The 12,477-nt window shown below is 70.2% G+C and carries 12 protein-coding genes; 5 read left to right on the forward strand and 7 right to left on the reverse strand.

The genetic code is table 11. The annotated features are described in order from the left end of the window. Positions 1-18: 18 nt before the first annotated feature. The 4 genes from MKK54_RS04060 to MKK54_RS04075 form a co-directional block, all read right to left on the reverse strand. Positions 19-2,181, reverse strand: a complete 2,163-nt coding sequence (locus tag MKK54_RS04060) for a malate synthase G (protein WP_244009390.1) — start codon at positions 2,179-2,181, stop codon at positions 19-21. A 232-nt stretch (positions 2,182-2,413) separates the two neighbouring features. Further along, complete coding sequence (locus MKK54_RS04065; protein ID WP_244009307.1) at positions 2,414-2,920, reverse strand: ureidoglycolate lyase; 507 nt, start codon at positions 2,918-2,920, stop codon at positions 2,414-2,416. Next, positions 2,917-3,756, reverse strand: coding sequence for a bifunctional allantoicase/(S)-ureidoglycine aminohydrolase (locus MKK54_RS04070; protein WP_244009308.1), 840 nt, complete (start codon positions 3,754-3,756; stop codon positions 2,917-2,919). The genes MKK54_RS04065 and MKK54_RS04070 overlap by 4 nt, the downstream gene beginning before the upstream one ends. A 65-nt stretch (positions 3,757-3,821) precedes the next feature. After that, complete coding sequence (locus MKK54_RS04075) at positions 3,822-5,132, reverse strand: dicarboxylate/amino acid:cation symporter (RefSeq protein ID WP_244009310.1); 1,311 nt, start codon at positions 5,130-5,132, stop codon at positions 3,822-3,824. A gap of 223 nt (positions 5,133-5,355) precedes the next feature. Between MKK54_RS04075 and MKK54_RS04080 the strand changes: the two genes are divergently transcribed. Then, a complete protein-coding gene (locus MKK54_RS04080) occupies positions 5,356-6,234 on the forward strand; it encodes a LysR family transcriptional regulator (protein ID WP_244009312.1) in 879 nt (292 codons plus the stop codon). A 69-nt stretch (positions 6,235-6,303) separates the two neighbouring features. Here MKK54_RS04080 and MKK54_RS04085 read toward each other — a convergent pair whose 3' ends face one another. Further along, on the reverse strand, positions 6,304-7,056 hold the full coding sequence (locus MKK54_RS04085) for an alpha/beta fold hydrolase (protein WP_244009313.1): 753 nt from the start codon (positions 7,054-7,056) through the stop codon (positions 6,304-6,306). Positions 7,057-7,237: 181 nt separating this feature from the next. Here MKK54_RS04085 and MKK54_RS04090 point away from each other — a divergent pair, with 181 nt between their 5' ends. Continuing rightward, a complete protein-coding gene (locus tag MKK54_RS04090; protein ID WP_244009315.1) occupies positions 7,238-8,467 on the forward strand; it encodes an MFS transporter in 1,230 nt (409 codons plus the stop codon). Positions 8,468-8,474: 7 nt separating this feature from the next. On the opposite strand, the gene MKK54_RS04095 is transcribed toward MKK54_RS04090, so the two are convergent. Continuing rightward, positions 8,475-9,101 carry a LysE family translocator gene (locus MKK54_RS04095; protein ID WP_244009391.1) on the reverse strand — a complete coding sequence of 209 codons (627 nt, stop codon included), beginning with the start codon at positions 9,099-9,101 and terminating at the stop codon, positions 8,475-8,477. Positions 9,102-9,243: 142 nt separating this feature from the next. On the opposite strand from MKK54_RS04095, the gene MKK54_RS04100 reads away from it, so the two are divergent. The 3 genes from MKK54_RS04100 to MKK54_RS04110 all read left to right on the forward strand — a co-directional run bounded on the left by MKK54_RS04100 (position 9,244) and on the right by MKK54_RS04110 (position 11,218). Beyond that, a complete protein-coding gene (locus tag MKK54_RS04100; RefSeq protein ID WP_244009318.1) occupies positions 9,244-10,146 on the forward strand; it encodes a LysR family transcriptional regulator in 903 nt (300 codons plus the stop codon). Positions 10,147-10,282: 136 nt separating this feature from the next. Beyond that, positions 10,283-10,702 (forward strand): VOC family protein, encoded by a 420-nt coding sequence (locus tag MKK54_RS04105; RefSeq protein WP_244009319.1) that lies wholly within the window; start codon positions 10,283-10,285, stop codon positions 10,700-10,702. 48 nt (positions 10,703-10,750) lie between these two features. After that, the gene (locus MKK54_RS04110; RefSeq protein WP_244009320.1) at positions 10,751-11,218 is read left to right on the forward strand and encodes an SRPBCC family protein; all 468 of its coding nucleotides are present in this window, start codon (positions 10,751-10,753) and stop codon (positions 11,216-11,218) included. A 26-nt stretch (positions 11,219-11,244) separates the two neighbouring features. Here the strand turns inward: MKK54_RS04110 and MKK54_RS04115 are convergent, their stop codons facing one another. Then, positions 11,245-12,441 carry an MFS transporter gene (locus MKK54_RS04115; RefSeq protein ID WP_244009321.1) on the reverse strand — a complete coding sequence of 399 codons (1,197 nt, stop codon included), beginning with the start codon at positions 12,439-12,441 and terminating at the stop codon, positions 11,245-11,247. Positions 12,442-12,477 lie beyond the last annotated feature (36 nt).

The raw sequence follows: 12,477 nt of genomic DNA on the forward strand, positions 1-12,477 counted from the left end.
GCCGCGAGGTCTGGAAGATTACCCGGCCGCCTTGGCCGCCCGGCGACGCGCGGTCAGGATCCATTCCGTGTAGCCGTTCGGCTGCGCACGGCCCCTGAACACGAGGTCGCTGGCCGCCTGGAAGGCCGGGCCGTCGAAGCCGGGCGCCATCGGGCGATAGAGCGGATCGCCGGCATTCTGGCGATCGACCACCTTCGCCATCCGCTTCAGCGCCTCCGTCACCTGCTCCTCGCTGACGACGCCGTGGTGCAGCCAGTTCGCGATGTGCTGGGACGAGATCCTCAGGGTCGCGCGGTCCTCCATCAGGCCGACATCGTGGATGTCCGGAACCTTGGAGCAGCCCACGCCCTGGTCGACCCAGCGCACCACGTAGCCGAGGATGCCCTGGACGTTGTTGTCGATCTCCTGGGCCACGTCGTCGGGCGCGAAGTTCGAGCGGGCCAGCGGAATCTCGAGGATCTCGTCCAGCGCCGAGCGCGGCCGGCGGGCGAGTTCCGCCTGCCGCGCCCGCACGTCGGTCTCGTGATAGTGGAGCGCGTGCAGGGTCGCGGCGGTGGGTGACGGCACCCAGGCCGTACTGGCGCCGGCCTTCGGGTGCGCGCCCTTCTGCATCAGCATGTCGGCCATGGCGTCGGGGGCCGCCCACATGCCCTTGCCGATCTGCGCCCGGTCGAGCAGGCCGCAGACGAGGCCGACATCGACGTTGTTCTCCTCGTAGCCCTTGATCCAGGGCGTCGCCTTCATGTCGTTCTTGCGGATGACCGGGCCCGCCTCCATCGCGGTGTGGATCTCGTCCCCGGTGCGGTCGAGGAACCCGGTATTGATGAATACCACCCGCTCGGCCGCGGCCTCGATGCAGGCGGCGAGGTTCACCGTGGTGCGGCGCTCCTCGTCCATGATGCCCATCTTGAGGGTGTTGGCCTCCAGGCCCAGCATGGCCTCGACGCGCCCGAACAATTCGACCGCGAAGGCGACCTCCTCGGGCCCGTGCATCTTCGGCTTGACGATGTAGACCGAGCCCTCGCGGCTGTTGCGCAGGCCGGAATCGCCCATGAGATCGTGGATCGCGATCATCGCGGTCACCGCCGCGTCGAGCATTCCCTCGGGAATTTCGTGGCCCTCGGCGTCGAGCACCGCGTCGGTGTCCATGTGGTGGCCGACATTGCGCACCAGCATCAGGGAGCGGCCGGGCACCACCACCTCGCCGCCGTTCGGCGCGATGTAGTGCCGGTCGGGGTTGAGGCGCCGCTCCTGCCTGCGGCCGTCCTTCTCGATGGTGGCCGCCAGGGTGCCCTTCATCAGGCCGAGCCAGTTGCGGTAGACCAGCACCTTGTCCTCGGCGTCGACCGTCGCCACCGAATCCTCGAGGTCCATGATCGTCGAGACGGCCGATTCCAGCAGGATGTCGGCGACGCCGGACGCGTCGAAGCGGCCGATCCGATGCGTCCGGTCGATGACGACCTCGACGTGCAACCCGTTGTGCCGCAGGAGCAGGGACGCGGGCATGCCGGCCCGGCCGCGATAGCCGACGAAGAGGTCCGGTCGGGCGAGCGGCACGGTCTCGCCGGTGTTCATGTTTCCGACGAGCGCCCCGTCCTCCACCGCGTAGGTGACGACGTCGGCGTGGCGGCCGCCGGCCAGCGGCACGAAGCGGTCGAGGTAGCCGCGGGCGCGGGTGACGACCCGGGCGCCCCGGGTGCGGTTGTAGCCGCCGCTGCGGACCGCGCCGCCTTCCTCCGACACCGCGTCGGTGCCGTAGAGCGCGTCGTAGAGCGAGCCCCAGCGGGCATTGGCGGCATTGAGCGCGTAGCGGGCGTTCGAGACCGGCACCACGAGCTGCGGCCCCGCGATGCGGGCGATCTCGGCGTCGACGTTGTCCGTCCTCACCTGCACCGATCCCGGGGCGGGCAGGAGGTAGCCGATCTCCTCCAGGTATGCCTTGTAGGCCGCCGGATCGATCGGCGTGCCGGCGCGCTCCCGATGCCAGGCATCGAGGCGGTCCTGGAGCGTATCACGCTTGGCCAGCAGGGCCCGGTTCTTCGGCGTCAGGTCGCGCACGATCGCACCGAGACCGCCCCAAAACACCTCCGGCGAGATGCTGGTGCCGGGCAAAGCCTCATCGGCCACGAAGTCGTAGAGCACGCGGGCGACGGCGAGGCCGCCAATGTTCATGCGATCCATCATCAATCCACTCGGGGAAGGTTGGCGGCCGGAAAGCCACCCATGTGGGATATAGGCGGCCGCCGGTGTCGATCGACGCGTCTCGGCGTGAAGGCGAGGCCCACCGACGCACGGCGGGACCATCGACGCGCCAACGCGGGGCATCGGCTCGCGTTCGGCCTCGCGAAAGCCGGACGGGATCGCCCGCCGCCCCGAGGCAGGACCGGCCGCCGTGCCGCGGGGCGTGGGCGGGTCATACCGCGTCCGGAATTCGGATCGACCAGGGCTGCGCGAACGTGAACTCCTCGAGGTTCACGCCCGGCCCGCCCCGGTCGACGACCACGAAGTCCTGCGGCGCGCCGAGCGGCGTGAGCACGCCGTGCCAGGTGCCGACGCCGTAGCACACGCCCTGGCCCGGCGCGGTCAGGAACGCCAGGGGCGCGCCGGGTCGGCCGTCCTCGTCCGGGCAGACGACGACGAGGAAGGGCGAGGCGTCGAGCGGCAGGAAGGCCTGCGCGCCCAGCGGGTGGCGCTCGACGAGGGTCAGGGCCAGCGGCAAGGCGTAGGGTTGCGCTTCGACGAGGCCGATCACCGCCCGGCCGCCGCTGCCCAGCACCGCGACCTCGGCGAGATCGTGGAAGCGGCGCGCCATGCCGGCATTCATCGGCCGGGGCGCGACGGCGGCCTTGTCGATCACGGTGCCGAAGGGGGCGAAGGCCTCCTGCGTCAGCGGCCGTGCGGTCAGGGTCCGGCCGCTCATCGGGCCGACCGGAACGGCGCCAGCGGAGCGTGCCGGTTGACGTCCTTGTAGAGGAGATAGCGGAAGGGGCCGGGGCCGCCCGCGTAGCAGGCCTGCGGGCAGAACGCGCGCAGCCACATGAAGTCGCCCGCCTCCACCTCCACCCAGTCGCGATTGAGCCGGTAGACCGCCTTGCCCTCCAGCACGAACAGGCCGTGCTCCATCACGTGCGTCTCCTCGAACGGGATCGTCCCGCCGGGCTGCATCGTGACGATGTTGACGTGCATGTCGTGGCGCAGATCCTCGGGCGCGACGAAGCGGGTGGTGGCCCAGGCCCCGTCCGTGCCGGGCATCGCCCTCGGGGCGACCTCGGATTCGTGGGTGACGAAGGCCTCCGGCACCGCGAGGCCCGGGGCGCGCTCGTAGGCCTTGCGAACCCAGTGGAAGCGGGCAGGCTCGGCGCCCGCGTTGCGCAGGCTCCACGCCGCGCCGGGCGGCAGGTAGGCGTAGCCGCCGGGCCGCAGGGCATGCGCCCGGCCGTCGAGGGTCAGGCTCGGGGTGCCCTCGACCACGAACAGCACGCCTTCGGCCCCTTCGTCGGGCTCGGGAGCGTCACTGCCGCCGCCGGGGGCGACCTCCATCAGGTACTGCGCGAAGGTCTCGGAAAAGCCCGACAGGGGCCGGGCCAGGACCCAGGCGCGGGTCCCGTCCCAGCCGGGCAGGAAACTCGTGACGATGTCGCTCATCACGCCACGGGGGATCACCGCGTAGGCCTCGGTGAACACCGCACGGCCGGTCATCAGCGTCGTCTGCGCCGGCAGACCTCCGCAGGTGGGGTTGTACAACGGTGCGTTCATGGAGCGTCTCCGATGATCCGTCTGGGAAAGCAGGACCCGGGCCGACGGGCTCCGGGCCGTCGCGGTCAGGCCGATTGGGTTTTCGCGATCGGCGCGTCGAGGATCGCCGCCGTATCGGTCGTGACGTCGCCGTCGAGGACGCGCTGGGCCTGCGCGCGATCGATGTCGCCCTCCCAGGCGGCGATCACCACCGTCGCGACGCAGTTGCCGATCAGGTTGCCGAGGGCCCGGGCGATGCCGACGAACCAGTCGATCGACAGTACGAGCACGAGGCCGATCACCGGGATTTCCGGCACCGCCGACAGGGTGGCGGCCAGCACGACGATGGCCGAGCCGGGCACGCCGTGGGCCCCCTTCGAGGTCAGGAGCGCGATGCCGAGGATCAGCATCAGGTGGCCGAAGGAGAGGTCCGTGTTGGTCGCCTGGGCGATGAACACCGTGGCCAGGGTCAGGTAGAGCGAGAAGGCATCGAGGTTGAACGAGTACCCGGTCGGGATCACGAGGCCGACGGTCGAATCCTTGATCCCGAGGCGCTCCAGCTTGCGCATCACCTGCGGCAGCACGCTGTCGGAGGAGGCGGTGCCGGCCACGACCGTCAACTCTTCGCGCAGGTAGGCCAGCAGCTTGACGATGCTGAAGCCGGCCAGGCGCATGATGGTGCCGAGCACCACGAAGACGAAGAACGCGACGCCCGCGTAGAACAGCACCACCAGCATGCCGAGCTGCTTCAGCGAGCCGATGCCGTACTTGCCCACCGTGAAGGCGACGGCGCCGAGCACGCCGAGCGGGGCGAGCCTGACGATGAAGCCGATGATCTTGAACAGGACCTCGGTGATGCGCTCCAGGCTGTCGGCCAGCGGCTTGCCCCGCTCGCCCAGCAGCGCCAGCCCGGACCCGAACAGGATCGCCAGGATGAGGACCTGGAGGATGTCGCCCTTGGCGAAGGCGTCGACGAACGTCGTCGGCACCAGCTTCATCAGGAAGTCGACGGTGCCGGTGACCTGCCCGACGCGCTCGGTGTAACCGGCGATGGATTTCGCGTCCAAGGTGGTCAGGTCGACGTTCATGCCGTGGCCGGGCGCGAACACGTAGGCCAACACGAGACCGAGCACGAGGGCGATGGTCGTCACCGCCTCGAAGTAGATCAGGGACTTGAGCCCGACGCGGCCGACCTTTCTGAGGTCGCCGGCACCGACGATGCCGTGGACGACCACACCGAACACCAGCGGTGCGATCGCCATCTTGATCAGCTTGATGAAGGCGTCGCCGAGCGGCTTGAGCGTCACCGCGAAGCCGGGCCAGACCATGCCGAGAACGACGCCGAGCACGAGGGCGGCGACAACCTGCCCGAACAGCGACCCAAAGAACCGCCTCATCGCAAACCCCCTCGTGTTTCCTCGAGCCGTTCCGTTCCCCGACCGCCAGGCTCACATGCGTCTGAACTCGCGTCGATTCTGGCGCTGGAGGGATATCGCACCACCGGCGTTATCGTGCAGCCCGTCGGTGGATCCGCGCGATCGGCGGCACCATGTTGCCGAGGCATCTAAACGTCAAATATTTCATATATCGCCATTGATACTTTCCCGATATATATAACGTATGGAACTCCGGCACCTGCGCTACTTCGTGGCCGTGGCCCGGCATCTGAGCTTCACCGCCGCCGCCGAGAGCCTGGGCGTCGCGCAGCCACCGCTGAGCCAGCAGATCCGCGATCTCGAAGCCGAGATCGGCACCGCGCTGTTCGAACGGACGACGCGTCGCGTCGCGCTGACGAGGGCCGGCATGGACTTCCACGCGCAGGCGCTCGGCATCCTGGAAAAATCCGGCGAAGCCGTCGACCGCGCCCGCGCCATCGGCGCCGGGGTGGCCGGCATCGTCAATGTCGGCCTGACGGGATCCATGCTGGCCGGCCCGCTCGGCCAGGCCATACGCGACTTTTTGAGCCTGTATCCCGATGTCGACCTGCGCATCCACGAGATGTCGCCGGACCGGCAGATCTCGATGCTGAAGGCCGGCCAGACCGACATCAGCTTCCTGCGCAGCCCACCGCACGACGCGGACCTCGTCAGCGAACGCGCGTGGTGCGAGACCGTCAGCCTCGTTCTCCCGAAGGACCATCGCCTGGCGGGGAGGGCGACGATCGACCTCGCCGAGCTGAGCCGGGAGCGGTTCGTGTTCCTGCGGCTGTCGGATTCCCTGTTCGCGAAATACCTCTGGGATTGCTGCGTCGACGCCGGCTTCGTCCCGAACATCACGCATCAGGTCGTCGAGGCGGCCTCGTTGACGAGCCTCGTCGCGACGGGACTGGGGATCGCCATCATTCCGGAATTCGTCGCCCGTCTGGCGCACGCGGATGTAGTCTACAGGCCCGTCACGGGCAAACCGATCCGTGCCGACGTCCATGCCCTGTGGTCCAAGGAGAAGGCGGGGCCCCTGATCACCAATTTCCTGGAGCTCGTGCGTTCCGGCGGGGCCTGAGGCGTGCCGGGAAGCGGGTGGCGCAAGCGATGCGGGACCTCGGAAAGGACCGCCGGGCGGGAGGGCGCCTCAGTCGACACCGTCCCCGGCGCCGGAATCCTCCGTCCCGGAATCCTCGATGCCGAGCAGCCACGCCCGCAGGGCGCGCGACACGGCCTCGGGCTGCTCGATCGGGCTCATGTGGCCGGCCCCCGGCACGATCACGAGCCTGGCCCCCGGCACCAGGGCGGCCATCTCGCGGTGGATCGCGGGCGGCGTCAGGGCGTCGCTCTCGCCGCACAGGACGAGCAGCGGGACGCGGAGGGCCCGCAGCGTTCCGGTGCCGTCACGCCGCGCGATGTTGTTCTGTCGGATGAAGACCTCCGGTCCGAGGCGCTCGGTCATGTCGCGGATGCGCGCGACGATCGCGCCGTCGCCGAGATGCGACGGATCGAGATAGGTTGCGAGCAGGCGGTCGCCGAAGCCGTGGAAGCGACCCGGTATGCGCGCGATCTGATCGAGGGCGCGGCGGTTGGCGGCCCGATCGTCGGAATCCGCGCGGATCGAGGTGTCGAGGAGCGCCAGGCGCGTCACCCGCTCCGGCGCGCGCCGGACGACCTCCTGCGCCACGTAGCCCCCGAAGGAGAAGCCCGCCAGCGCGAAGCGGGGCGGGGCCTGAGCCAGCACCCCGTCGGCGAGGTCTTCCAGCGTCGTGCCGCGCGTGAGATCGCCGACCTGGCAGGCGGCGATGTCCGACAGCGCGGAGACCTGATCCCGGAACAGGTCGGCATCGTTCAGGAGGCCCGGCAGGAGGACGAGGGGACTCGGCACCCGTGACGTCATGATCTCTCTCACAGCATCGCGCCGGTGTTTCCGTGTCCGAGACCGACATGGCGGTTGGACCACGCTTCACAGGGGCGGCATACCGATGTCATCGACCGGGATGCGTGTGAGCCTTGCCGCGGCCCGAACGGTGACAATCCCGCCGCGACGTCACGCGACCCGATAAGCGGAGACCCGACCCGTGCCAGACCCGTCCCCGGTCCGTTCGGCGCAGCCGCGCGCGCCGACGCTCGCGAGCAACGCGGCGCTCGGCGTCACGCAGATCCTTCTCTGGGGCGGCTCGTTCTTCCTCTTGGCCGTGCTCGCCGAGCCCATCGTGCAGTCGACCGGTTGGCCGCAGGGCGCCGTGGTGAGTTCCCTGTCCCTGGCGATTCTGATCTCGGGCCTGCTCTCGCCCCGGGTCGGGCGCCTGATCCGGCGGCATGGCGGCCGGCCGGTCCTGATGGCGGGGTCCCTGATCATCGCCGGGGGGCTGATCCTCATGGCCGTGGCGCCGAACCTGCCGGTCTTCCTCCTGGCCTGGATGGTTCTCGGCATCGGCATGGCCGGCGCCCTGTACGATCCGCTCTTCGCCGCCATCGGGCAGGCCTACGGGTCCTCGGCGCGCGGGGCGATGACCCAGATCGCGATCGCATCGGGTTTCGCCATCACCCTGTGCTGGCCGGCCTCGAGCTTCCTCGTCGGTGCGATCGGGTGGCGGGGCACCTGCGTCGTCTACGCGGGCCTCTGCGCGTTCGTGGTGGTCCCGCTCTTCGCCTGGGCGCTGCCGTCCCAGAGCCGCGCGCCCATCGGCGCCGTGTCATCCGCGCCGACGGCCGGAGCGGCCCCGCTCGTCAGCCCGACCGGGCGCGGGCCGCTGCCCGGCGAGCGCATCCTCGCCGTCACCTTCACCAGCGCGGCGGTGATCATGACGGCGACCTCCGTGCAGCTGCTCCTGCTGCTCCAGGCCAAGGGCGTCGCGGCGGGCACGGCCGTCGCCCTGAGCACGCTGATCGGTCCGTCGCAGGTCGGTGCGCGCATCCTCGAACTGATCTTCGGGCGGCGGGCGCATCCGGCCTGGGCGCTCCTGGTGTCGAGCGGGAGCGTCGGTCTCGGCCTCGTCATCCTCGCCGCCGCCCCGAGCCTCGCCTGGGCCGGCATCATCCTCTACGGCGTCGGAAACGGGATGCGCACCGTGGTGCGCGGAACGCTGCCGCTGACCCTCTACGGCCAGCAGGATTATGCCGCCGTGATGGGGCGGCTCGCCCGCATGCCGCTGCTCGGACAGGCGGCGACGCCCCTGGCCTGCGGCACGCTCTCGGCCTGGTTCGGGCTCGATGCCCTGCTGGGACTGATGCTGGCCGCCGCGCTCCTGAATGTCGGCCTGTCGCTGGTCGTCGCCCGCCGGGCGCTGGGCCGGGGCGCGGGATGAGCGGCGCTCAGCCCTCGGCGGCCAGCTTGACCGAGAACGCCGCGAGCAGGCCGCCCATCATCCAGCGCTGCGCCCGCAGCCAGGCCGGCCGCCGGGCCAGGACACCCGCCAGGGCGCCGGCCGTGAGGGCGATGCCCACGGAGACGACGAGATTCACCCCGATATGCAGCAGGCCCAGCACGAGGGTCTGGACGAAGACGCTGCCGTGGCCGGGCACGATGAATTGCGGCAGCAGGGCGAGATAGAGGAGGGCCGCCTTCGGGTTGAGGAGCGTCGTCACCAGGCCCATGCCGAACAGGCGGCCGCCGCTGCTCCGGCGCACGGAGCGGATCTCGAACGGCGAGCGTCCACCGGGCTTCAGGGCCTGCCAGGCCAGAACCATCAGGTAGACCGCGCCGACGAGGCGCAAGGTCACGTGGGCGAAGGGAACCGTCGTGAGCAGCGCGGTGATGCCGAGGGCGGCGCAGAGCAGGTAGACGACGAAGCCCAGGACCATCCCACCGAGGGAGATCAGCCCGGCCGCCGCCCCCTGTCCGATCGCGCGCGAGATCAGGTAGATCATGTTCGGGCCGGGCGTCACGGCAAAGCCCAGGACGACGACGAGGAAGGACGTGAGCTCGGCGGTGCCGGGCAGTGCGATCGCGGGCATGGGCCTGGGGTCCGTTGAGGTGATCCGCGCCGTGTTCGACCGCGCGGTGGGGGTGAGATCGCACCGCCTCCATGATAGGTAAATTCCGAAGATCGGATGGCCGTGATCTGGAAAACCTATCGCCGCGATGATCAACGTTCGCCTGATCCGTCACCTGTGGGTGTTCCTCGCGGTGGCCGAGGAGAAGCATTTCGGGCGCGCGGCGCAGCGCCTGGGCATGTCCCAGCCGCCTCTCACGGAGCAGATTCAGGCGCTGGAGCAGGCCCTGCGGGTCAGGTTGTTCGATCGCAACCGGCGCGGCGTGCAGTTGACGCCCGCGGGCTCCGCCATCCTGCCCGCCGTGCGGACCTTCGCCGAGCAGTTGGGTCGCTTGGAACTCGCGGTCCGCGAGGCGATCGACGGACAGACCGGAACGCTGCGGATCGGCGCGATCAACTCGGCGATGCTGGAGGATCTGCCGCCCCTGGTCGAGCGCCTGCGCGTCGCCTACCCCCAGACCACCGTCTCGGTGCGGGAAATCGATAGCGTCGAGGCGGTGCCGGCCCTGGAAGCGGGCGAGCTCGACCTCGCCTTCGCGCGGCTGGAGGGGGAACTCGGCCCCACGATCCGCTCGCACGCGGTGGCCCAGGATCGTCTCGTGGTGGCCGTCCCGCAGGAGCATCCCCTCGCGCGGCGTTCCGAGATCGCTCTCGCCGACCTCGCCCACGCCGATTTCACGATGTTCTCCCGGCGCTTCAGCCCGGTCTATTTCGACCACGTGCTCGCCGCCTGCCATGCACGAGGGTTCTCGCCGCGCATCCTGCACGAGGTCCGGTCCGTCACCTCGCAGATCGCCTTCGTCGCCTGTGGTCAGGGTATCGCCCTCGTGCCCGCGCGCTTCGAACGCCTGGCGCCGCCGCAGGTGGCGTTCCGTGCCCTGACGGAGCGGGTCGAGATCGTGGCGGCAGCCCTGGTCTGGTCGACGGCGCGGCACAATCCGCTGGTGGACGCGGTCATCGCGCTCGCGCAGGACATGAGGCGGCCCGGGTAGCACGACGCGGGTGGCAGGGAACGCGCGCGACGGATCTCGAAAAAACACCTGTCACCCCCTTGTCGGAGGGCCGGCATTTCAGGTGTCCTTGCCGAGACGGCCGCCGATTCAGGGATCGGCCGCGAGGAGACGCCCGATGAGCACGACGATCGACGCACAGCACGCGCCCGTCCCCGTGAAGGGCGGTCTCGTCGCCTATCTCGCCCTCGACGGAGCGATGAAGGCGGCCGCGTTCTACGGCCAGGCCTTCGGCGCGGAACTGGCCGGCGCGATGCCGCCCGACGAGCAGGGACGGACCATGCATGTCCATCTCTACGTCAACGGCTCGTCGCTGATGCTGTCCGACGCCTATCCGGAGCACGGCCATCCGCTGCAGACGCCGCAGGGCTACACCATGACCCTGATGGTCGAGGATCTCGAAGCGTGGTGGACGCGCGCGCTGGAGGCCGGCGCGACGGCGGTGCTGCCGCCGACCGACATGTTCTGGGGCGACCGCTACGCTCAGGTGCGCGATCCCTTCGGCGTGCTCTGGGGCATGAACCAGGGGGCCCGCTGAACCCCGCTCCCATCACGTCCGTCCCGATCGCGAACCAGGAATCCGAACATGACCGACGGCACCCCCGAGCGCGAACTCGTCCTCACCCGCCTCATCCCCGCACCGGCCTCGGCCCTCTACCGGGCCTGGACCGAGCCGGCCCTCCTGAAGCGCTGGTTCGCGCCCAAGCCCTACACGGTGTCGGAGGCCGAGACGGACCTCCGGCCCGGCGGCGCGACGCGCATCGTGATGCGGGCGCCGGACGGCTCGGAATTCCCCAGCGCCGGCGTCTATCTCGAACTCGTCGAGAACGCCCGGATCGTCTTCACGGATGCCTATGTCACGGCCTGGGAGCCCTCGGCCAAACCCTTCTTCACCGGGATCATCACCTTCGAGCCGGAGGCGGGCGGCACGCGCTACACCGCGCGCGCCCGGCACTGGTCGGCGGAGGATTGCGCGGCCCACAAGGCGATGGGCTTCCACGAGGGCTGGGGCCTCTGCGCCGACCAGCTCGCCGGACTCGCGCAGGCCATCTAGCGCGCCCTGGACCGGATCGCGGCCGCCTATTCCGCCGCCGCGAGCGGGCGCGCCGCGTCCCGCCGCGTGAGCGCGAAGAAGCCGAGCGCCGAGGCGAAGATGACGCTCCCGAACGCCGCCGCGATCCCCAGCACGAATCCGAATCCGCCCCGATCGTGCAGGAAGGCGATCATCGGCACCACGAACCCGCTGACCGTGAAGCCGAGGAAGTAGCGCACGCTGTAGGCGCGGGCGCGGTAGAGCGGCGGCACGTAGCGCGCCACCATCGCGTCGTTGATGACGACCTGCCCGTAGAGGGCCGCCATCGTCAGGACGAGGCCGACCAGGAGCGCAAGACCCGTGCTCACCGCCGCGATGCCCAGCCCCAGCGGTTGCAGGACGGACAATCCGAGGAAGAGCACCGGCAGGCTGTAGCGGTCGATCAGACGCCCCATCACCAGCTGGGTCAGGGCCCCGAACACGAAGACGAGGGTGGCGACCGAGCCGATCAGAACGAGGGGCAGGCCGTCGCCTACGCGCTCGTCGACCACCTTGGGCAGGGCGATCGTGGTGATGTTGAAGGTCATCCCCCCCGCCACGATCGCGAAGGCGAACACGATGAGGAGCGGGAGCGGACGCGCCACCGGGATGATAGGCCCGGCGCCCGCCTTGCCGTGCGTTCCCTCGCCGTCGCCGGGGACGAGCGCCAGGAACGCCGTCCCGCAGGCGAGGCAGAACAGGCCCGGCACGACGAAGGCCGCCTGCCAGCCGAACCCCGTCGCCAGGAGCGCCGTCACGCCCGAGGCCGTGGCGGCGCCGACATTGCCCCAGACGCCGTTCACGCCGAGATCGCGTCCGAGGCGGCGGGCGTGCGTCACCAGCATGCTCGACCCGACCGGGTGGTAGATCGCGGAGGCCAACCCGAGCACGCAGAGCCACACCATGAAGGCCGTCGGGCTCGCGGCACTCGCCACGCCGAGGCAGGACAGGCCGTAGCCGAAGAAGAAGATCGCCAGGAGGTTGCGCCGCCCGAACCGGTCGGCGAGCCAGCCCATCGGCAGGGCGCAGAGGCCGAAGGCCACGAAGGCGCCGGTCGCGAGCGTGATCAGTTCGCCGTAGCCGAGGCCGGTCTGGGCCGCGATAGCGATCACGGCCGTCGGATAGATCAGCAGGACGAAGTGGTCGAGGGCATGCGCCACGTTGACGAAGCGCAGCGTCCGGCGGGACAGGGTCTCGGCATCCATCGGGCAGGCCTCTCCGCGAGCGGACTCCTGCTTAAC

Origin of the sequence: Methylobacterium sp. J-068 (genome assembly GCF_022829445.1) — a bacterium.
GTDB lineage: Bacteria > Pseudomonadota > Alphaproteobacteria > Rhizobiales > Beijerinckiaceae > Methylobacterium.

Coding starts and splice junctions, on each gene's coding strand:
- MKK54_RS04065 (WP_244009307.1), bottom strand. CDS start 2,920: ATGAGCGGCCGGACCCTGACCGCACGGCCGCTGACGCAGGAGGCCTTC.
- MKK54_RS04070 (WP_244009308.1), bottom strand. CDS start 3,756: ATGAACGCACCGTTGTACAACCCCACCTGCGGAGGTCTGCCGGCGCAG.
- MKK54_RS04105 (WP_244009319.1), top strand. CDS start 10,283: ATGAGCACGACGATCGACGCACAGCACGCGCCCGTCCCCGTGAAGGGC.
- MKK54_RS04080 (WP_244009312.1), top strand. CDS start 5,356: ATGGAACTCCGGCACCTGCGCTACTTCGTGGCCGTGGCCCGGCATCTG.
- MKK54_RS04100 (WP_244009318.1), top strand. CDS start 9,244: ATGATCAACGTTCGCCTGATCCGTCACCTGTGGGTGTTCCTCGCGGTG.
- MKK54_RS04075 (WP_244009310.1), bottom strand. CDS start 5,132: ATGAGGCGGTTCTTTGGGTCGCTGTTCGGGCAGGTTGTCGCCGCCCTC.
- MKK54_RS04110 (WP_244009320.1), top strand. CDS start 10,751: ATGACCGACGGCACCCCCGAGCGCGAACTCGTCCTCACCCGCCTCATC.
- MKK54_RS04115 (WP_244009321.1), bottom strand. CDS start 12,441: ATGGATGCCGAGACCCTGTCCCGCCGGACGCTGCGCTTCGTCAACGTG.
- MKK54_RS04085 (WP_244009313.1), bottom strand. CDS start 7,056: ATGACGTCACGGGTGCCGAGTCCCCTCGTCCTCCTGCCGGGCCTCCTG.
- MKK54_RS04060 (WP_244009390.1), bottom strand. CDS start 2,181: ATGGATCGCATGAACATTGGCGGCCTCGCCGTCGCCCGCGTGCTCTAC.